The organism is Phenylobacterium sp. LjRoot225 (genome assembly GCF_964252855.1).
GTDB lineage: Bacteria > Pseudomonadota > Alphaproteobacteria > Caulobacterales > Caulobacteraceae > Phenylobacterium.
Map to the genome: position 1 here is coordinate 425,690 of NZ_CAXUPL020000003.1, position 19,647 is coordinate 445,336.

Sequence of the window (19,647 nt, forward strand, 5' to 3'; positions counted from 1 at the left end):
CGTCGCGCTCGCGAGCGCAGCGACAACAACTGGGGAGGAAACGACTTGAGCATCACCTGCGGCTTCATCGGTTTAGGCGACCAGGGCGGCCCGATCGCGCGGCGAATGATCGACGGCGGCCTTCCGACGGTGCTTTGGGCGCGACGGCCGGAAAGTCTCGATCCCTACCGAGACACGCCGGCGAGCTTCGCGGCGACCATCGCCGAACTCGGGAGGAAGGCTGACCACGTCGGAATCTGCGTCGTCGACGACGACGACGTCCGGCAGGTTTGCGCCGACCTCATTCCGGCCATGCGGCCGGGCGCACGGATCGCTATCCACTCCACCGTCCACCCGGACACCTGCCGCTCGCTCGAGCACGATGCGGCCGAGCGCGGCGTGTTCGTCATCGACGCCCCGGTGAGCGGCGGCTCGCCCGCGGCCAAGGCCGGCGCGCTCACGCTCATGCTGGGCGGCGAGCCCGATGTGATCGAAGCTGCGCGTCCGGTCTTCGAGACCTTCGGGCGCCTGATCGTGCGCCTCGGCGGCGTCGGCGCCGGTCAGCACGCCAAGCTGATCAACAACAGCCTCCTGGCCGCCAACATCGGCCTCACCGACATGGCTTTGGCGGCCGGCGCCGAGCTGGGAATCGCCAAGGATGCGCTGGTCGAGCTCCTGCTGGCGAGCAGCGGACGCAGTTTCGGCCTGGAGGTTCGGGCGCGGATGCCTGCGCCGACGAGCTTCGCCCACGGCGCGGCGTTGCTGAAAAAGGACGTGCGGCTGCTCGGCGAGGTGCTCGGATCTGAAGCGCCGCCCTTCGTCGCGCTCCGCGATGCAGCGGACGACTTCCTGTCGAAGGCGCTGGCCGGCGAGACCGCCGCGGCGGCCACGTGAGCGAGGTCGCCGTCTCCGAGGGGCCGGCCTGCGGCTTCATCGGCCTTGGCAGCCAGGGGGCGCCCATGGCGAGGCGGATGATCGACGCCGGCCTTCCGACGGTGCTCTGGGCCCGGCGGGCGCAGACGCTCGAGCCGTTCCGCGGCGCGCCCGCCCGGATCGCCGCGAGCATCGCCGAGCTGGGCGCCCAGGTGGAGCATGTCGGAATCTGCGTCATCGACGACGCCGCCGTCCTGGAGGTCTGCGGGCAATTGATCGCAGCCATGCGGCCAGGCGGGCGCATCGTCATCCACTCCACCACGCTCCCGCAGACCTGCCGGATCGTCGCGCGTGACGCGCGAGCGCGCGGCGTCTCCGTGCTCGAAGCGCCGGTAAGCGGCGGCGCGCCCGCCGCTGAGGCCGGAGCGCTCACGGTGATGACGGCCGGCGACCTGGCCATCCTCGAGCAGGCGCGGCCCGTGCTCGAAACCTTCAGCCGCCGCATCTTCCACCTTGGGGACTATGGCGCCGCTCAGACGGCGAAGCTGGTCAACAACTCGCTGCTGGCGGCCAAGCTGGCGATGGCGCACCAGGCGTTGTCAGCCGGCGCAACGCTTGGGCTCGAGCGTCGCGCGCTCGTCGAACTGCTGCAGGCCAGCAGCGGGCGCAGCTTCGGGCTCGACGTCCTGGCGCGTCAGCCCAGCCTGGAGGCCTTCTCCAACGCCGACGCCCTGGCGGACAAGGTGCGGCTGTTAAGCGAGGCGGCGGGTGACGGCTCGTCGGCGGTCACAGGGCTCCAGCGAGCGGTGGCCTCCGCGTTCCCTTCGTAGGGCGATCAGACCGAAATTGAGAATGGCCGGGCGGTGTCGCGCGCCCTCATGGGCTGCGCCGGTCTCGCCCTCGAGGTCCAGCTGAGATCAACAGGAGTCCGCCCCCATCCTGCCCAGGGCCTTGCCAGGCGCCTTGGCTATGGCGGCCCCGACCGCCCAGTTCTGCTCGACGCCGGGTTGGGCGCGTGATGGCATCGAACACCGCGGTGTGCCGGACAGGATCTCCAACACTGCGCCGCCGACCTCGACCTGCTTGCCGATCCAGGCGATTTCCGGAAATGGCGCGGCCGCTTTGGGCAGATCGAGGAGCAGGTTGGGTCGGTATCGGCGGGGATCGCCGAGATCGCCGCCGCCCAGCGCCGCAAGTGACGGGCGCGAGACAAAGATGCAGCGGGCTGCAGTCCGCGAAGAGCCCCGGGGCGGTGAGGTAGAGCTTATAGAGCTCGTCCATATCCCCTGGAAAGGTCGTCGAGACCGGGGTGTCGGCGACATCCTTCCGCCCGAGCATTTCGAGGAATAGGGCCGCATTCATTGGTCTGCGCGCGCGGAACAAGGGACGATCCTCGCCCTCGCCCGAATCCGGGCGGCGCCTCAGCCCGACCGACATGCCGAGCCGCGCCGAAAGACGCGCGCAGGCCCAAGGGTCGTCCGAACGGTATTCGCGGCCGTCCTCGTCTGTGATGCAAACGGTGTCGAACCCGCCATCCGGGGCGCAATAGCGCCCGCTCAGCCGCATCAGGTCGGGATATTGCTTGCCGCTCGCGATCTGGTTCCAGGTTTGATCCCAGATCGCCCAGATCCGATCGCCCGTGACGCCCTGCTCGTCCAAAGTCGCGATCGTGCAGCGCTCGCCTGCGAGAGACTTGATGGGATAGCGCCAGATCTGCGCAACTTCGCCTAGCTTCGATGGCATGACGGGGGCCTTCTCCCAGCGGAATCTAGTAGTGTTCAGGTCATGCCCTTCGGGGGCTTTCCCGCATAAGGGCGCCGCCGCGACTGCTCCGCGTGGCCAGATGACCAAGTCCTACCGTGCGAGGGCGGCCTCCCGGCGTGATGCAGCTGACTGCGCCTCTGCATGATCACGAAGGCCGCGGGATGCATTCGAGCGCCTCTTGGAGATCAGCCACCAGGTCCTGTGCATGCTCAAGCCCGACCGAGAGGCGAAGGAGGTTCTCCGGCGCCCGCGTTTCAGGTCCCTCGACCGAAGCCCGATGCTCGATCAGGCTGTGCGTGCCGCCGAGGCTGGTGGCCCGGGTGATCAATTTGAGCGAGGCGGCGACCTTCATGGCCTCCGCCCGTCCGCCCTTCACCTCGAACGAGAGCATCCCGCCAAAGGCCGTCATTTGCTCCGAGGCGATGCCGAACCCCGGATGATCGGGCAGCCCGGGGTAATGGACCGCGCTCACGGCAGGATGACCGGACAGGAATTTGGCGATCGCCATGGCGTTGGAGCAATGCGCGTTCATTCTCGGCGCCAGGGACTGCATGCCTCTCAGCGCCAGCCAGCATTCGAACGGCGACGGGATGGCGCCCTTGTGCTTCTGCGCGGCGCGAAGGGCGGCGCCATGACGGCCCGCGTGACGCGCAACGACGCCACCGATCATGAGATCGCTATGGCCGCCGATATACTTCGTGAGCGCGTGCACGATAAGGTCGGCGCCAAGTTCGAACGGCCGCTGCAGCAACGGCGTCGCCCAGGTGTTGTCGACCACCACGACCGCCCCTGCGCGGTGGGCGATGTCCGCTACGGTGGAGATATCGACGATTTTGAGGAGCGGATTCGAAGGCGTCTCGATCCAGACTATGCCGGTTGGCGCGGCGCATGCCGCTTCGACCGCGTCGAGGTCTGTCATGTCGACGACCGCCCGGTCGAACCGAGCGCCGAGATCGGTCTCGTTCAACAAGGATCGAATTCCGAAATACATGTCGTCTGGCAGGAGCAAGCGGCGCGGATGCTCAGGCGGGAGGCTTTCGATCACCGCTGTGATGGCCGCCATCCCAGACGAGAAGACGATCGCTTCTTCCCCGCCCTCGAGGGCTGCAAGACATGTCTCCAGCATGCGCCGATTGGGGTTGTCGTCGCGGCTGTATTCAAACCCGCTCGGGAAGGAACCGTCCGCAGCACGCTCGAAGGTCGTCGACAGATGGATCGGCGCGGTCACCGCGCCGGTGGCCTGATCGGATTTCCGTCCTGCATGAATGGCGAGCGTTTCGGGGTGCATGAAGCCTCCTGGGGCGTCGATTGGCGGTGATCGAAATTTGACCGGCTGGCGCGGGCAGACGGCCCCGTGCGCAGCCGCGGATCAGACGGTCGCGGCCCTCTGGGCCAGGGTTGCAGCGAGGGCCAACATCATCAGGCCGACGCCACGATCGAGCACGCGCCAGGCCGCCGGTCGGGTGAAGAGCGGAGCCATAAGGCGAGCGCCGAAGCCCAGGGCGGAGAACCATGTAAGGCTGGCCATCGCCGCGCCCGTCATGAACAAGGGCCGCTCGATGGGTGGGAGACTTGTCCCGACCGCACCCATCAGCAGGACGGTGTCGATGTAGACGTGCGGGTTCAGGAACGTGAAGGCTGCGGTCCCGGCCAAGGCGGCTCCCAGGGTCATCCCTGGCTGATCCTCGACCATAGCTGCCGAGGGGTGGGCCGCGCGCCGCAAGGCGGCGATCCCATACCAGCTCAGAAACGCCGCGCCGCCCAAGCTCAGGGCGCGTGACAGCCCTGGAAACAGGGCGAGCACTCCGCCGAGGCCGTTCACCCCCGCCACGATAAGCCCAGCGTCGGCCATCGCGCAAAACAGCACGATCGGCCAGACATGTTCGCCCTTCAGGCCCTGGCGAAGAACGAACATGTTCTGCGCGCCGATGGCGATGATCAGGCTGGCGGAGAGGGCGAAACCCTTGATGAAGGCGGGCAGGAAGAAGCCGGTCATGTCGCGCTTGATGGAGCGAGCGGTCTCTGTAGTCTAATTCAACTAGCTACATCCAAATTAGGGCGGCTAAAGATGCTCGACTATCGGTCGCTCGCGGCCGTCGCCGCCGTCGTACGAGAAGGCAGCTTCGACAAGGCGGCGGCTGTGCTGGGCGTGACGCCTTCAGCCGTGTCTCAGCGCGTGAAGGGGCTCGAGGAGAGGCTTGGCGCGGTCCTGCTGACGAGAGGCCAGCCGTGCCGCCCGACGGCCGTCGGCGCTAAACTCTGCGCCCATGTCGAGCAAGTCCGCCTGCTCGAACGCGATGTCATCACCGACCTGCCGAAGCTCGCCGATGAAGCTTCCGGGCCTGCCGTGATCAGAGTCGCTGTCAACGCCGACAGCGCAAGCACCTGGTTTCCCCGGGCGGCGGCCCAGTTTGCAGCCGAGACCGGGGCCATGCTCGATCTGGTCATGGAGGACGAGGCTCACACCGCCGACCGCCTGCGCACAGGCGACGTGCTGGCGGCCGTAACGGCCGAGCCCGCTCCGGTGTCGGGCTGCCGGACCTATCCTCTCGGCGCGATCGATTATGTCGCGACCGCGAGTCCCGGCTTCATGTCCCGCTACTTCGCCAACGGCGTCGATGCGGCGAGCCTCCAGGGCGCGCCCATGCTGCGCTTTGATCGCCACGACGGCCTCCAGGCGCGATGGGCGCAGGAGGCGCTGGGCCTGCAGGTTTCGGCGCCAGTGCACTGGACCCCAGCGACCCAAGTGATGCTCGACATGACCCTGGCCGGCCTGGGCTGGGCGATGACGCCGCTTGCCCTGGCCCAGCCACATCTCGGCACCGGGCGCTTGATTGAGTTGTCGCCGCGCCGGCGCATCGCCGTCGCGCTCTATTGGCAACGCACGCGGCTTGCAGCGCGATTGCTCGACCGCCTTACGCTTGCGGTGCGAGCGGCTGCGGCCGAGGCTCTGGCGGCTCCTTAGAAAATCGCGAGCGCGGCCCCAGAGAACTGACCAGTCACGCGCACAGTCTGGGGTTTGGGGCCGCCAAGCTTGACCCGTCAGCCTCCGCTTGACCCGTCAGTCTCCGCCGGCGCGTTCCTCGACGATCCTCGCCATGTCGTCAGCCGCGCTCTCCCGAAGTCCCTGGACCACGCCCTGCCGGTTCGCCTGGGGCTGGATCTGGCTCGCCTTCCATTTGCCCTCGATCCGGCTGACCGGGATTTCCGGACCGGCGATCGCCCGGATCTGGGCGGCGACATAGTCTTCCGGCGCAGCGGTGACCGCCCACGGGTTGCGGCGGCCGCTTTCCTGGCTCGTGGTCAGTTCGTTGATTTGGTGAGAAGCATGCCAAACTTCGTGGTCGATGCGAGCGGGAACTGGGAGGCTACGAGCTCTGGCGAGCTTGGGACGCCACGGGAGTCGAAGCGCTGGCTCTAAGTCGCAGTGACGCTACCCACCGCCTGACCGAGCAGGCGCACGCCATCCCTAATGCTCTGTGCGTCGAGGGAAGCATAGCCCATCACCAGACCAATCCGATCGGGCTGTGCGGTTGAGATCTGGGGATCGAACAGCGGTGAGACCGGGTGGACGCCGACGCCGAACGATCGCGCGGAATCCACCAACCTGGCTTCGTCCGACCGGCGTAGTTGGCGGAACCAGACGACGACATGGAGGCCGGCCTGCTCGCCTTCGACCATAACGGCAGGTCCAAACGTTTGGTGCAGAGCCTCGAGCAGCAACATTCGCCGCTCAGCGTTTCGGCGACGAACCTTGCGCACATGGCGGTCGTAGACGCCGCTATCGAGGAGCGTGGCGAGCGCCTCTTGCTCGAGCAAGGGCGTATGGCGATCGGCCAGGCGCTTTGCGGTGGCGAAGGCTGCCTGCAGCTCTGGCGGAACGACTAGATAACCCAAGCGCAGCGCCGGCGAGAGCGTCTTCGATACCGTGCCTAGGTAGATGACGTTCGCCGCGCCCTCGAGCGCATAGAGTGGGGACACCGGCTTGATATCGTAGCGGTACTCGCTGTCGTAGTCGTCTTCGATCACGTAGGCGCCGGCAGTCAGAGCCCAGTTCACCAGCTGCCGACGACGGGCGATCGGCATCACGCCACCGAGCGGAAATTGGTGTGAGGGCGTAACGTAGGCGAGCTTGGCTTCCAGGTTCGGGAGCAACTCCGTCTTCAGGCCATCGCGGTCGACCGGAATTGAAATCGGCAAAGCCCCGCCGGCCGAAAAGACTTGTCGCGCCATCGCATAGCAGGGGTTCTCGATGACGAAGCGATTGCCCGGATCGAGCAACAGGCGGGCGCACAGATCGAGACCCTGCTGAGAGCCGCTCACAATCACGATCTGGCTGGGATCGCACCGTATTCCGCGCGCGCGCCAGAGGTAGGTCTGCAACGCCGCGCGCAACCGTGGCGACCCGCACGGGTCGCCATAGGAGAGATGTTCTGGCCGCTGCATTGCCGCCGCGACTACGGCTCGCCTCCAAGCCATCACCGGGAAATCGTCTACGGCGAGGTCGCCGTAGCGGAAATCGGCTGTCCGCCCTGCCGGCCGTGGCGCTGAGTGCGCCAACCCCTTAATCCGCTCTCCGTAAGCCGACAGCTGCCGCGTTCGAGGCGCATTCGGAATGATCTCCGCGACCGCTTCGATCGGGCGGAGCGGGGCGACGACCGTTCGCGCCCCCTGGCGACCTTCGACGAACCCCTCCGACAACAGCTGATCATAAGCCGCAGTCACCGTCGAGCGCGCCACACCCAGCTCGGCGGCGAGCATTCGCGTCGACGGCATGGCCGAGCCGGGCGCGTAGACGCCGGCTTCAATCTGCCCCTTGAGCGCCTCGTAGATGCGGCGAGCGCCGAGCCTCGTCTCAGTCGTCTCCTGGCGCGGGGCGGCGGCCACTGGCCTGCCTATTCTGCGCGAAACTGGACGTTTCATCAGAGCCAGTCTGGCGCGATCATGGTCGAAAGCCAATGGGACGCCGAGTGCACATTCCACCAGTTTTCCGGGAAGAGGCACCCGACGCTCTGCGCGCCATCATGCGTGAGGCGCGGCTCTGCCAGTTTGTCACCGCGACCGCCGCGGGACCGATAGCCACCCCGATCCCGATGATCCTCGCGCCGGACGAGGGGGAATTGGGCGTCCTCTACGGTCACGTCGCAAGGGCCAATCCGCAGTGGCAGGAACCTGTGATTGGCGAGGCGCTCGCGATCTTTATGGGCGCTGACGCCTATGTCAGCCCAGGCTGGTATCCGTCCAAGCAGGCGCATGGAAAGGTCGTTCCGACCTGGAATTACGAAGCAGTTCACGCCTACGGACCCGTCGAGTTCTTCGACGCTTCCGACAGACTGCTTAATGTCGTTACGCGCCTCACGGATCGACACGAGGCGCACCGACCAGACCGCTGGCGGGTGAGCGACGCTCCGAAAGCGTATATTCGGACCGAACTCGGCGGCATCGTTGGCCTGCGGCTGCTGATCACCAGACTGCTCGGCAAGCGCAAGCTAAGTCAGAACCGCAGTTCTGAAGATCGCGCGGGCGTCGTGTCTGCTCTCGCAGCCAGCGATTGCGACATGGATCGCAGAGTCGCCGAGCTAATGCAGAAAACTGACTGACCGCTGTACTCGGCTTTCCAGAGTTTCCTAAGCAGGCAATCAAAGATAGGGAGGGGAATAGCGTGATTACGAGACGTAACGCGTTGGTGTTCGCGGGGTCGACAATCTCAATGTCAGCGACTTCGGGCGCGAGTGCGCGTGTGATTGGAGAAAAGGCGGAGTCGACTATGCCTACAACTGATACGAAAACCGGCCGAAAGATCTACGTTGGCTCGGCGAGCCCAGGCGCCAACACGTGGAAACCGGGCGGATTGGCTGAATCTAGTCGCATCAGGAGCGAGGGCACGACCGGCCCCCTCAAGATCGGCTTTTGGCGCACGCACGCATTGGCGTACCGGTGTCAACCTAACGGATCGTGCCTGGCCGCCGGGAACGCTCCCAGTCATGACGCCGTCCTCGTGCTTGAAGGCTCCGGAACGATCACCATCCCCTCGACGGGCAGGCAAATCCAGATTGAGCCGGGTCTGATTGTCAGTCACCCGCAAGGCATCAAGGTGCAATGGGATATCGATGCCCCGTACCTCAAGAAGCTGTTCATCGAATGGGACAGGTCCGACGCTCCGAAGAACATCGGCGACGTTCACATCGCCCACGTCACCGATAACCCGGATAGCTGGAAGCGCAGCGAATGGACCGAGCCGTCCAAGGGTATTCAAAAGTACGGCGAGGCTTATCTGATCCGGCAAGATGGCGCCCCTGACACCGCGCTCGTCGGTGTCTGGCGCGGCGGCTGCGGAATCGCCGGCGCCAGCTCACGGAACCCAGAGCCGGTCCTCTATAGCGGCGGGCGAGGCGATACCTCCATCTTCCTCCTTGAAGGACGAGCGAAGGTCGAGAACCACGAAACCGGCGATACGCACGAATTCAAATCGGGGGACGTCATCGGGCTCTCGGAAGGACTCCCCATCTCCTGGACTAATCAAACGCCCTTCGTGAAGACGTTCTTCGTGGTGACTAAAAAGACTTCTCAAACCTAGGCGGCCGGGTGCGACGTCTTGCTGCCAACGGCGGGGCTATGCAGAAGACCATTCGCGAGGAAGGTCCGGCGCAACCAAGCGACGGACCTTCGATTCGAGACAGCGTCTAGCAGTTGTTCGAGCTGCCGGTGCTGGTCGGCCAGTCGCGCTCGCGAGCGCAGCGACAACAACTGGGGAGGAAACGACTTGAGCATCACCTGCGGCTTCATCGGTTTAGGCGACCAGGGCGGCTCGATCGCGCGGCGAATGATCGACGGCGGCCTTCCAACGGTGATTTGGGGGCGACGGCCGGAAAGTCTCGATCCCTACCGAGACACGCCGGCGAGCTTCGCGGCGACCATCGCCGGCTCTCTTCGAAGATCATGACTGGCGCCGCGTCATGATCGAACTTCGGCATCTGCGATATTTCCTCGCCGTCGCCGAGGAACTGCATTTCGGGCGTGCCGCGGCGCGGTTGGGTATCGAGCAGTCGCCGCTCAGTCGGCAGATCCACGATCTCGAGGCTGATCTCAAGGTAAGGCTATTCGAACGGACGCGGCGATCCACGATGCTGACAAAGGCGGGGGCTCGCTTCGAGGCGGACGCCCGCCGCATCCTTATCGACGTGGATAGTTCTGTCCGCTCGCTGCGGGCTCTCACCATGGCTGATCAACCTTTGCGGCTCGGGTTGGCGGAGGGACTGGCCGGCGCTGCGTTCGGCCGGCTGTTGCGCCTTTGCAAGGACGCCGATCCCTCGATCACCGTCGTGCTCATCGAGGGCGGCGTTGCTGATCTGGCGAAGTTGACGAGCGGTGGCGGCCTGGACGCTTTCCTCGCCCCCGAGGCGGCTGTCGCACCGGAACTCAAGTCGACACCAGCCTGGACGGAGCAACTCACCCTGGTCGCACAAGCCTCGCAGGACGAATCTACCAGCCCGATCTGGCTGAAGGCCTGCGCGGATGAGGTCTTTATACTTCCCGATGCACGGGCGTTCCCTGGCTGCTCCCGTCAGATTGAAGCCCTGTTGAAGGCGAAGGGACTATCGACGGCTTCAGATGTCACGGCCGCCACCCCGGCAACCCTCACGCGTCTGGTCGCATCGGGAGCGGGCGTGGGATTGCTGCCGGCTTCGCTAACGCCGATGGCGAGCGACGTGGCTCTGCGCCCGCTCAGGGATACCGACGCAGCTATATCGACTTGGCTTACCGTTCGCCGCGAGGGAGCCTGGGAACCGCTGCACGGCCTCGTGCAAGCTGCGTCGGCGGAACCTCAGTCCCGTGGACTGGAGTAAGGCTCCAAGACCAAATCGCGGCTCACGAGAACCCGTAGCGGGAAGCCCGGTCGCACCTTGATGGTCGGCTTGATGTCCAGGTTGCGCCGGGTCAGCTCCTGGCCGACCTGGTTGACGGTGTCTTGCACGCCGTTGCGGGTGGCGATGACGATCTGGCCATCGCCTCCGCTCGTCTGGGGCGTCGCAAGTTCGGCCCCGACGCCCAGCAGGCTCGACACCGCAGCGCCGCCGATCAGCCGGCGCCAGTGATGATCGACACTGTCCGCGACACCGGCGAACCCCTGGGCATCGACGCCAGACAGACGGTCGAGAATGACGGATCTGCCGTTTGGCAGGATCAACCGCGTCCAGACCACCAGGGCGCGGCTGTCGCCGAAGGCCGTTTGACTGTCATAGGTCCCGAGCAGGCGTGCGCCCTGCGGAATGAGGAGAATTCTTCCACTCACTGTGTCGTAGACGGGCGCGGTGACGGTCGCGATCACCTGCCCGGGAAGATGGGAGTTCAGACCCGTCACCAGGGCGGCTGAAATCACCGTGCCGGCGAGCACCGAATAGGGTGACGCCGGAGCCTCGAGACGATGTGCGGAAACGCTCTGCTGGTCGCCGACGGTGTTCGCGAAGGCCTCGTGCCGAGACGGCGTGGAGCCGCTCGGACCCGGCGTCTCCGCAGCTGTCGGCACGATCAGAGAGCTTCCGCCGTCGGCAGCCACCTCGCCCGTCGCGGGTGCGGCTCGGCCCCGGTCCGAGACCGAGAACAACGGCGAGCCGACCGCGTCCTGCGCCGCCTTCAGGCGCTGGTCACGGGCCTGGTCGGCGACAGCCGATGCACCTGGGACGGTGGGACCCATGGCCGGTGTGGCGCCCGCGGCCATCCGGCCGCCGGCCTGCGCCGCGACGATCGGCAAGCCGAGATCCCCCGGCAACGGCGGACCGAGCTTTGGCGCCCCGGCGGCGCTCGCCACACTGGAGTAGTCTCGAGGCAGACGGGTGACGCCCTCGGCCACAGCGCGATGCTCCGTGGAATAGAGCTCATCCGGCGAGGGTTTCTTCTCCATCGGCCGCAGGGCCCAGAGGGTCCCGGCCATGATCACGACCGCCGAGACGGCGAGCAGTCCGGCGATCGTCTTGCGCGACAGGCGGGTCACCGGCCGAGGCTTCGCGCGGATCGCAAGCGCCTCCGGCGGCTCCTTGGCAGGTGCGGTCATCGGAAGAGTCCGCCAGCCCTACGCCCATCGGTGCGTTCGATGCGGACGATCGCCTGACGCTTGCCGCCGAGCCGCAGTTCCGCCGCGCCGAACAAGCCGTCGACGACATAATAGGGCGCCTGGACCCGGTAGTTAACGAGCTGGGCCTCGCCCGCGCCGCCGACGACGAACAGCGGCGGCAGCTCGGCCTGCGCGATGCCGGCCGGGAACTGGATGTAGACCTTCTCGCCGTCGTCGAAGGCGTTCACTGGACGCCAGGCGGGTTTGTCACCGCTGATCGCGTAGCGGAACTGCAGGCGCTCCAGTTGGACGCCGCTGGCGATCGGCGCTTCGGCCTCGGCGGCTGCGTTCTGGGCCCGCAAGGCGGTCAACTCATCTTGCGGATAGCTCCAAGCCAGGGACGCCATCCAGGCGCTGGGGCTGGCGGTCATTTCGAGCTGGTAGAGTCGGTGGTCGGTATAGATCAGCAGGTTGGTCTTCAAGTTGGCCAGGGTCGGCTTGACCAGCACATGCACCTGGCTCGTGGCGCCCGCGCCGCTGGTGGTGTCGCCGATCACCCAGCGCAGGGTATCGCCGGCGGACACCGAGGTGAGCTTCTCGCCCGGCTGCAGCGCAATGTCGGTCACCCGACCGGGACTGGCGTAGAGTTGGTAGAGCGCGCCGGGCGAGAAAGGCCAGACCTGCACGGCGTTGATGAAGCCGTCGCGTGCGGGTTGGACGCGCGCCTCGGCGCTGGCCTGCAACACGCGGCGCTTCGGATCAGCGACGGGTTGCGACGCCGGCGGAGGCGAGAGCGGTTTCAGCTGCCCCGGCAAGGGCAGTGGCTGTGGGATCGCGACGACCTGCATCGGCCTTGGCGGCTCCGACGTCACCCGGGCCGGGATCGAAATCGCGTCCAAGCTGATCTGGGGCGCCGGCGGCCCATGGCTCACGCAGCCGGCGAGCGATAGTGACGACAGAAGGACGAGGGCGCGGCGGCTCATGGGACGGTCCCCTGTACGGTTGCGGGCGGGGCCGGCTGGGCCAGGTCCTGGCTCCAGCTCAGGCCGTTGACGTAGATGCCGAGCGGGTTCTTGCGTAGGCGCTCTTCGGTTCGCGGCGGCTGCAGGACGACGGCGGCGATGGCGGTCCAGCGGGTCGTCGCGGTCAAGGCGCCGTCCTCATAGGTTTGCTCGGTCCAGCGGATCTGGAATGAGGTCGGCGAGGCCCGCACCACGCTGGCGACATCCACTGTAACGGAGGCCTTGCCGACCTTGGCGAAGGGGTCGTTTTCACGGGCATACTGATTGAGGACCTGGGCGCCGCGGTCGGTCGTGAAGTCGTAGGCCTCGAGCCAGCTCCGACGGACCACGATTGGGTCGGTGGGCAGAGCCCGGACATCGCTGATGAAGCGCGCGAGGTGGAAGGCGATCTGGGCGTCGGTCGGTTCGTAGCGCTCGGTGGCGCGCGCCAGATTGCGCACCTCGCCCGCTCGATCGACCTCGACCACGTAGGGCGTGACCGTCGAGCGACCGGCCTGCCAGACCACACCGGCGCTGGCGGCGAAAGCCAGGCCCAGGGAGCCGAAGGCCATCAGCCGCCAGTTCCGGGCCTGGACGCGCGCCGAGCCCAGCCGCTCATCCCAGACCTGGGCGGCCTTCTGGTAAGGCGTCACCGGCTCGGGCGTGATCCCATAGCTGACGGACGAGCGCCGGAAGAGCATGGGTCAGGTCTCCGGATCGTGCAGGGAAGGCGACATGCTGCCGCCGCCGTGGTCGCCGGACCGGACGGCGTGGGTGGCGGCCGAAACGCCCTGGTGGAAGCTTTGGTCGCGCTTGAGCTTTGAGGCCCAGGCCGGCGGTTTCTCGGAGGCCGCCGCGCCGCCGCCCGAGCTGTCGGCTGTCGCCGCACCGGCGGATCCGAACCGCGCGCGCAGCTGATCGCCAAGCCCTTGCGCGCCCGCTCGCGCCACGCCAGCAAGACCGCCACCTACAGAGCGGGCGCCGGTCTGCCCCGCCGCGCCGGCGGCGTAAGCCGAGCGAGCGCCAGCCGCGAGGCTGGTGGCGGCCCGCAGGCCGCCGCCGCCGACCGCGCCGCCAAACGCCCCGCCGCCATCGCCCGGCGCCGCCCGCGATCACCACGCCGGTGGCGGCCGCCGCGGCGCCGACAGCCGCGCCGGCGCCGAGTTGCGGCGCGCCGGAGAGCAGGCCGCCGGCGATGCCCGGACCGAAGATGCCAAGGCCAAGGAAGCTGATCGAGGCGAGGATCAAGGCCAGCGCCTGGTCGAAGGTCGGCTCCGATCCGGCCGGCGCCTGGAACTGGGAAAAGAGCCCCGTGCCGATGCCGACGATCACCGCCAGCACCAGGATCTTCACCCCGGACGAGACGACATTGCCCAGCACCTTCTCGGCCAGGAAGCTGGTCTTGTTCCAGAGCGCGAAGGGCACGAGCACGAAGCCGGCCAGCGTCGTCAGCTTGAACTCGATGATGGCGACGAACACCTGGACGGCCAGGATGAAGAAGCTCAGCACCACGATCAGGAAGGCCAGCAGCAGGATGGCGATGGTGTCGAGGTTGGTGAAAACGTCGGGGAAGCCGGCCAGCTTGCCAATCGCCTCATAGAGCGGCCGGCCAGCGTCGACCCCGACGGTGGCCAGGCGTCCCGGCTGCAGCAGCTGCGCCTGGCCGAGGCCGCCGCCCGAAGCCGTGAGGCCCAGGGTCGCGAACGAGCGGAAGATCATCCCGGCGAGGCTGTTGAAGTTGGAGATGATGAAGGCGAAGGTCCCCACGTAGAGGACCTTCTTGATTAGACGGGCGATCACGTCGTCCGCGCCGCCGAGCGCCCAGAACAGGCCCGCCAGGGTCATGTCGATGGCGATCAGGATCGCCGCCAAGTGGCGCACATCGCCGCCGACCAGGCCGAACCCGCTGTCAATATAGCGGGCGAAGGTGTCGGTGAATTGGTCGATGACGTTGACGTTGTTCATCGGTCAGCGCGGCTGGGAGGGGAAGGCGTCGACTGGAGTGGGGGCATAGGCGGGCGCGGACCCGGTGAACCGACGCCGCGTCGCCTCGGCGGCGGCGGCGCAGAGTTCTGGCGTGGCGTCGGCCTCCCGGGCCTTGCAGCGGGCGTGGGCGTCGTCGAGCGCGGCGCGATCGGCGGCGAGGCGCGTGACATCGACCGAGGGCGGGGCGACATGGGCCGCGGGTTGCGCGTCAGCGCTCGGCGCCTGGGCTGGCTGGCGATTGCAGGCGGTCAAGGCCAACGCCACCGCCAGCCAGACGATCTTGGTGTTCACCGACATGGTCAGAACGCCTTCACCGGCAGCGGCGCGTAGGCCGACGGCGTGCCGACGAACTGCGACCGTACCGCCTGGGCCCGCGCGTCGGCCGCCAGCCCGCGGGCGGCCTCGGACGCCGCGGCGCGATCTTGGGCGAGCGCCAGCTGCTGGCCCTGCATCGCCTGTTTGGCCTGTAGGGCGAGGAGTTCGTTGGTGGCCTGCACTGCCTGCAGCACGCCGATCGCCGAGGCGCTACGGCTGCTGATGTCCGAGAGCGTGCCCTGGTCGGCGGTGATCTGGTCAGAGACCTGGGCCTGCACCTGCATGGTGGTGCGAAGCGCCTCCAGCGAGGCTGTCCAGCGGCTCTGGGCGTCGCCGGCCAGGGTCGCGCCGGTCGTGCCGGCCGCATAGCCGCTCGGATAGAGCTGCTTGAACTTCTGGTCGAGGCTGGCGACGTCGAAGGCCAAGCCTCGAGCCTGCGTGATCAGCGACTGTGTGCGGGCGAGGTTGGCCTTGAGCTGGGCGAGCGCGCTGAAGTTGAGGCTGGTGAGGTTCCTGGCCCCGTTCAGCAGCATCTGGGCCTGGTTCTGCAACATGGTGATCTGGTTGGTGATCTGCTGCAGGCTGCGCGCCGCGGTCATGACGTTCTGGGCGTAGTTCGACGGGTCGAACACGACGAACGCGCTGGCCTGCAGCGGCGCGGTCAAGATGAGGGCTGCGGCGGTCACCGCGAGCCAGGACTTCCTGGACATCCGTCAGGTCTCCTCTTTGGCGGCAGGGGTTTGGCCGTCGATCAACTCGGCGGCCCAGGCGAGGTCGCGGCGGCGCAGCCAGGCCGCGGCGAAGGCCGCGCCGGCAGGGTCAGGCAGCTGGTCCATGGCGAGATGGTCGGCGGGCGCCGAGGCGCCGGCGAAGACCAGGGCGACCGGGCCGAGGTCCAGCTCGAACAGCCGATTGCCGAGCCGGCTCTGCAGGTAGTAGTCGCGCTTGGGCGTCGCGCGGGCGACAATGTCGATCTGCCGGGTGTTGAGGCCGAAGCCCTCATAGATGGTCCGAAGCTGCGGTTCGGTCGCCTGGGGCGAGGGTAGGAAGATCCGCGAGGGGCAGCTCTCGACGATGGCGGGCGCAATGGTCGAGCGCTGGATGTCGGCCAGCGACTGGGTGGCGAAGACCACGGCGACGTTCTTTTTGCGCAGGGTCTTCAGCCATTCGCGGATCCGGGCCGCAAACAGCGGGTCGTCGAGAAAGACCCAGGCCTCGTCGAGCACCAGCAGGGCGGGCCGTCCGTCGAACCTGGCCTCCAGCCGGTGAAAGAGATAGCCCAGCACCGCGGCCGTCAGCGCCGGCGAGCGCATCAGGTCCTCCATTTCGAAGGCCTGGAGGTCGGCGAGCGACAGCGTCTCCTCGTCGGCGTCCAGCAGCCGGCCGAAGGGTCCGGCAACGGTGTAGGGCTGCAGCGCCTGGCGCAGCGCTGCCGACTGCAGCAGCACCGACAAGCCGGTCAGGGTCCGTTCCGGCGCCGGTGCCGAGGCGAGGCTGGTCAGCCCCGCCCAGAGGATGTCCTTGGCCTCGGGCGTCAGATCGAGGCCCTCGCGCAGCAGCAAGCCTTGGACCCACTCGGACGCCCAGGCGCGTTCAGCGGCCTTGTCGATGTCGCGCAGGGGCTGGAAGCTTAAGACCCCGTCGAGGCCGAGATCGTGGAAGGCGCCGCCGAGCCCCAGCGTGGTGGCGCGGATCGAGCCGCCCTTGTCGAAGATGCTGATCTGCGCATCGGCGTATTTGCGAAATTGCAGGACCAGGGTGGTCAGCAGGACCGACTTGCCGGCGCCCGTTGGCCCCACCACCAGCGTGTGGCCGACATCACCGACATGCAGGTCGAGCCGGAACGGCGTCGCGCCCTCCGTGCGGGTGACCAGCAGCGGCGGGCCGTCCAGATGCGCGTTGCGCTCCGGGCCCGCCCAGACCGCCGAGATCGGCATGAGATGGGCGAGGTTGAGGGTCGAGACGACCGGCGTGCGCACGTTGGCATAGACGTGGCCGGGCAGCGACGACAGCCAGGCCTCGACCGCGTTCAGGGTCTCCGGGGTGGCGACGAACCCGCGGCCCTGGATGGTGCGCTCGACCATGCGCAGCCGTTCGTCGGCCAGTTGGGCCTCCTCGTCCCAGACCGTCACCGTGGCGGTCAGGTAGCCGAACCCCACGGCGTCGGAGCCCAGCGCCTGTAGGGCGTCGTCGGCGTCGAGGGCCTTGTTGGCGGCGTCGCTGTCCACCAGCGGGCTTTCCTGCTGGAAGATGGTTTCCCGCAGCAAGGTGGCGATGCCCTTGCGCTTGGCGAACCATTGGCGCCGGCGCTTGCCGAGCTCCTTCTCGGCCTCGGCTCGGTCCAGGCAAAGGAAGCGGACGGTCCAGCGGTAGGGAAAGGCCAGGCGGTTGAGCTCGTCGAGCAGACCGGGCCAAGTCGAGGTCGGGAAGCCGTGGACCGTCAGGGTTCGCAGGTGGGCCGCGCCCAGCATCGGTGCGAGGCCGGTGCTCAGCGGCTCATCGGCCAGCAAGGCGTCCAGGTGCATCGGCACTTCGGGGACGGCGACCGGATGGCGCCGGGTCGAGATCGTCCCATGCAGGAAGGCCAAGGTCTCGGCGTCGTCCAACCAGTCGAACTCCGGCAGCACGCCCTCGAACAGGCCGGCGAGCCGCTCCGTCAGGTCGACGAAGCGGCCGAGTTGAGCCCGCCAATCGACACCGCGCGGCTCGGCGCTCTCGAAGAGCACCGAGCCGGCGCGGGCCTTCGCTTCGTCAGCGGGGAGGAAGACGAAGCTCAGGTGGTAGACGCTCTCGAAGAGGTCCTGACCGTCGTCGAAGCGCGCGCGCCGTTCCTGGTCCACCAACCAGGAGAGTGGATCGGGGAAGTCGGTGTGGGGATAGGGCGCGGCCGGCCGCCGCTCGGCCTCCACGAACAGCGCCCAGCCCGAACCCAGCCGCTTCAGGGCGTTGTTGAGCCGGGCCGCGGCGGCGACCAGTTCGGACTCGGTGGCGCTGTCGAGGTCGGGCCCGCGGAACCGGGCGGTGCGCTGGAAGGAGCCGTCCTTGTTCAGCACGACGCCCGGCGCGACCAGGCCGGCCCAGGGCAGCCAGTCGGCGAGGCTGGCGGGTCGCTTGCGGTATTCGGCGAGGTTCAGCATCGGCTCACGGGTCCAGGTGTGGGCGGTGCTTCACGTGGCGGGTGAAGACCTCGACGAACTGGGCGTCGATACGAGCGCCCCAGACGGCGAGCGCATGGCCGACCAGCCAGACGAGCGCCCCGGCCAGCCAGAGGCGGAGCCCGATACCGAGTGCTGCGGCGAGCGTGCCGACGGCGATCGCGACGGCCCGCGGCGCGCCGCCCAACAGGATCGGCTCGGTGAGCGACCGGTGCAGCGGGACTTCGTAGCCGTCGGCGGTGGCCATCAGACCAGCGCCCCGCCGCCGAAGGAGAAGAAGGAGAGAAAGAAGCTGGAGGCGGCAAAGGCGATCGAGAGGCCAAAGACGATCTGCACCAGCTTGCGCATGCCGCCCGAGCTGTCGCCGAAGGCCAGCGTCAGGCCGGTCGAGATGATGATGATCACCGCGATGATCTTGGCGACCGGGCCTTCGATCGAGTTGAGGATCTGCTGCAGCGGCTGCTCCCAGGGCATGGAGGAGCCGGCCGCGTCGGCGCGGCCCTGCAAAGCCGCAAAGGCGCAGATCAGCCAACCCGCCGAGGCGGCGATCCGGGTTTGAGGGTTTGCGTAAATCCGTTTCGCCGTCATGGCGCTTCTCCGGTTTCCAGGGGGACGAGAGGTTCGAGGCGGTAGCCTGCGGCCAGCAGGCCGGTGACGCGGACCAGTTCGCGCACGCGTCGGGCCTGGCCGCGGCCGTCGATCAGCACGACGACATCGACGGCTTCGGCGATCAGGGCGCGGGGCACGTTGACCACGCCCTCGGCGATCAGCTGTTCGAGCCGGTTCAGCGCGCCCACTGAGGAGCCGGCGTGAAGGGTGGCGATCCCGCCGGGATGGCCGGTGCCCCAGGCCTTCAAGAGATCCAGCGCCTCGGCGCCGCGGACCTCGCCGATGACGATGCGGTCAGGTCTCAGGCGAAGCGTCGAGCGGACCAGGTCGGCCATGGTCGCGACGCCCGGCTTGGTGCGCAGCGGCACCTGGTCGTTGGAGAGCGACTGCAGCTCGCGGGTGTCCTCGAGGATGATCACCCGGTCGCCGGTCTTGGCGACTTCCTCGAGCAGGGCGTTGGCCAGCGTCGTCTTGCCCGAGGAGGTCGGGCCGGCGATGACAATGTTCAGGCGCTGCCTGACCGCCGTCCGCAGAGCTTCGGCTTCCTCGGCCGTCATCACCGCGTCGGCGACATAGCGGTCCAGGGTGTAGACGAGGCTGGCGCGCTTGCGGATGGCGAAGGCAGGCGTCGGCGCGACGGGCGGCAGAAGGCCTTCGAACCGCTCGCCGGTCTCCGGCAATTCGGCCGAGACGATCGGCGCCTTGCGGCTGGCTTCCACGCCCACATGGGTGGCGATCAGGCGGATGATCCGTTCGGCGTCCGCGGCCGACAGATGCTCGCCGGTCGGCGTGCGTCCGCACGACAGCCGATCGGTCCAGAGCGATCCGTCCGGATTGAGCAGCACCTCGACGACGTCGGGGTCTTCCAGCGCCGCGGCGATGACCGGCCCCAGCGCGGTGCGCAGCATCCGCA

At 67.7% G+C, this 19,647-nt stretch carries 21 protein-coding genes and 1 pseudogene; 7 read left to right on the forward strand and 15 right to left on the reverse strand.

The window, feature by feature from the left end; genetic code table 11:
- Positions 1-45: 45 nt before the first annotated feature.
- Positions 46-873, forward strand: coding sequence for an NAD(P)-dependent oxidoreductase (locus ACSQ2B_RS17155; RefSeq protein ID WP_436051678.1), 828 nt, complete (start codon positions 46-48; stop codon positions 871-873).
- A complete protein-coding gene (locus tag ACSQ2B_RS17160; RefSeq protein WP_436051680.1) occupies positions 870-1,682 on the forward strand; it encodes an NAD(P)-dependent oxidoreductase in 813 nt (270 codons plus the stop codon). Before ACSQ2B_RS17155 ends, ACSQ2B_RS17160 begins: the two co-directional genes overlap by 4 nt.
- A gap of 46 nt (positions 1,683-1,728) precedes the next feature.
- Here ACSQ2B_RS17160 and ACSQ2B_RS17165 read toward each other — a convergent pair whose 3' ends face one another.
- From ACSQ2B_RS17165 to ACSQ2B_RS17175, 3 genes are all read right to left on the reverse strand, one after another.
- Complete coding sequence (locus tag ACSQ2B_RS17165) at positions 1,729-2,595, reverse strand: MOSC N-terminal beta barrel domain-containing protein (RefSeq protein ID WP_436051681.1); 867 nt, start codon at positions 2,593-2,595, stop codon at positions 1,729-1,731.
- A gap of 166 nt (positions 2,596-2,761) precedes the next feature.
- Positions 2,762-3,904, reverse strand: a complete 1,143-nt coding sequence (locus ACSQ2B_RS17170) for a trans-sulfuration enzyme family protein (protein ID WP_436051683.1) — start codon at positions 3,902-3,904, stop codon at positions 2,762-2,764.
- A gap of 81 nt (positions 3,905-3,985) precedes the next feature.
- Positions 3,986-4,612: a LysE/ArgO family amino acid transporter gene (locus ACSQ2B_RS17175; protein WP_436051685.1), complete on the reverse strand. Its 627-nt coding sequence runs from the start codon at positions 4,610-4,612 to the stop codon at positions 3,986-3,988.
- 72 nt (positions 4,613-4,684) lie between these two features.
- On the opposite strand from ACSQ2B_RS17175, the gene ACSQ2B_RS17180 reads away from it, so the two are divergent.
- Together ACSQ2B_RS17180 and ACSQ2B_RS17185 are read left to right on the forward strand one after the other, a co-directional pair.
- The gene (locus ACSQ2B_RS17180) at positions 4,685-5,581 is read left to right on the forward strand and encodes a LysR family transcriptional regulator ArgP (protein WP_436051687.1); all 897 of its coding nucleotides are present in this window, start codon (positions 4,685-4,687) and stop codon (positions 5,579-5,581) included.
- A 133-nt stretch (positions 5,582-5,714) separates the two neighbouring features.
- Complete coding sequence (locus ACSQ2B_RS17185) at positions 5,715-5,861, forward strand: hypothetical protein (RefSeq protein WP_436051689.1); 147 nt, start codon at positions 5,715-5,717, stop codon at positions 5,859-5,861.
- A 5-nt stretch (positions 5,862-5,866) separates the two neighbouring features.
- On the opposite strand, the pseudogene ACSQ2B_RS17190 reads toward ACSQ2B_RS17185, so the two are convergent.
- Both ACSQ2B_RS17190 and ACSQ2B_RS17195 read right to left on the reverse strand, forming a co-directional pair.
- Positions 5,867-5,965 (reverse strand): annotated as a pseudogene (locus tag ACSQ2B_RS17190) (hypothetical protein); the annotation flags it as partial.
- A gap of 68 nt (positions 5,966-6,033) precedes the next feature.
- On the reverse strand, positions 6,034-7,503 hold the full coding sequence (locus ACSQ2B_RS17195; protein WP_436051690.1) for a PLP-dependent aminotransferase family protein: 1,470 nt from the start codon (positions 7,501-7,503) through the stop codon (positions 6,034-6,036).
- Between the two features lie 83 nt (positions 7,504-7,586).
- Between ACSQ2B_RS17195 and ACSQ2B_RS17200 the strand changes: the two genes are divergently transcribed.
- From ACSQ2B_RS17200 to ACSQ2B_RS17210, 3 genes are all read left to right on the forward strand, one after another.
- A complete protein-coding gene (locus ACSQ2B_RS17200; protein WP_436051692.1) occupies positions 7,587-8,216 on the forward strand; it encodes an FMN-binding negative transcriptional regulator in 630 nt (209 codons plus the stop codon).
- Between the two features lie 167 nt (positions 8,217-8,383).
- Positions 8,384-9,193, forward strand: a complete 810-nt coding sequence (locus ACSQ2B_RS17205) for a hypothetical protein (protein WP_436051694.1) — start codon at positions 8,384-8,386, stop codon at positions 9,191-9,193.
- A gap of 379 nt (positions 9,194-9,572) precedes the next feature.
- Positions 9,573-10,463 (forward strand): LysR family transcriptional regulator, encoded by an 891-nt coding sequence (locus ACSQ2B_RS17210; RefSeq protein WP_436051696.1) that lies wholly within the window; start codon positions 9,573-9,575, stop codon positions 10,461-10,463.
- On the opposite strand, the gene ACSQ2B_RS17215 is transcribed toward ACSQ2B_RS17210, so the two are convergent.
- Genes ACSQ2B_RS17215 through trbB form a run of 10 tightly spaced genes read right to left on the reverse strand, consistent with a single transcriptional unit; the run spans position 10,442 to position 19,642 of the window.
- Positions 10,442-11,608 (reverse strand): TrbI/VirB10 family protein, encoded by a 1,167-nt coding sequence (locus tag ACSQ2B_RS17215; protein ID WP_436051698.1) that lies wholly within the window; start codon positions 11,606-11,608, stop codon positions 10,442-10,444. The two genes, ACSQ2B_RS17210 and ACSQ2B_RS17215, sit on opposite strands and share 22 nt — an antisense overlap.
- Positions 11,609-11,664: 56 nt before the next feature.
- Positions 11,665-12,651, reverse strand: a complete 987-nt coding sequence (gene trbG, locus ACSQ2B_RS17220; protein WP_436051699.1) for a P-type conjugative transfer protein TrbG — start codon at positions 12,649-12,651, stop codon at positions 11,665-11,667.
- A complete protein-coding gene (gene trbF, locus ACSQ2B_RS17225) occupies positions 12,648-13,370 on the reverse strand; it encodes a conjugal transfer protein TrbF (protein WP_436051701.1) in 723 nt (240 codons plus the stop codon). Before trbF ends, trbG begins: the two co-directional genes overlap by 4 nt.
- Entirely contained in the window at positions 13,285-14,634 is a 1,350-nt protein-coding gene (gene trbL / locus ACSQ2B_RS17230; protein WP_436051703.1) for a P-type conjugative transfer protein TrbL, read from the reverse strand. The genes trbF and trbL overlap by 86 nt, the downstream gene beginning before the upstream one ends.
- 3 nt (positions 14,635-14,637) lie before the next feature.
- Positions 14,638-14,952 (reverse strand): hypothetical protein, encoded by a 315-nt coding sequence (locus ACSQ2B_RS17235; RefSeq protein ID WP_436051704.1) that lies wholly within the window; start codon positions 14,950-14,952, stop codon positions 14,638-14,640.
- 2 nt (positions 14,953-14,954) lie between these two features.
- Positions 14,955-15,680: a P-type conjugative transfer protein TrbJ gene (trbJ, locus tag ACSQ2B_RS17240; protein WP_436051706.1), complete on the reverse strand. Its 726-nt coding sequence runs from the start codon at positions 15,678-15,680 to the stop codon at positions 14,955-14,957.
- Positions 15,681-15,683: 3 nt separating this feature from the next.
- A complete protein-coding gene (trbE, locus tag ACSQ2B_RS17245) occupies positions 15,684-18,107 on the reverse strand; it encodes a conjugal transfer protein TrbE (protein WP_436051707.1) in 2,424 nt (807 codons plus the stop codon).
- A gap of 4 nt (positions 18,108-18,111) precedes the next feature.
- Positions 18,112-18,372, reverse strand: coding sequence for a VirB3 family type IV secretion system protein (locus ACSQ2B_RS17250; protein WP_436051708.1), 261 nt, complete (start codon positions 18,370-18,372; stop codon positions 18,112-18,114).
- Entirely contained in the window at positions 18,372-18,713 is a 342-nt protein-coding gene (locus ACSQ2B_RS17255; protein WP_436051710.1) for a TrbC/VirB2 family protein, read from the reverse strand. The genes ACSQ2B_RS17250 and ACSQ2B_RS17255 overlap by 1 nt, the downstream gene beginning before the upstream one ends.
- Positions 18,710-19,642, reverse strand: a complete 933-nt coding sequence (gene trbB, locus ACSQ2B_RS17260; protein ID WP_436052600.1) for a P-type conjugative transfer ATPase TrbB — start codon at positions 19,640-19,642, stop codon at positions 18,710-18,712. Before trbB ends, ACSQ2B_RS17255 begins: the two co-directional genes overlap by 4 nt.
- Positions 19,643-19,647 lie beyond the last annotated feature (5 nt).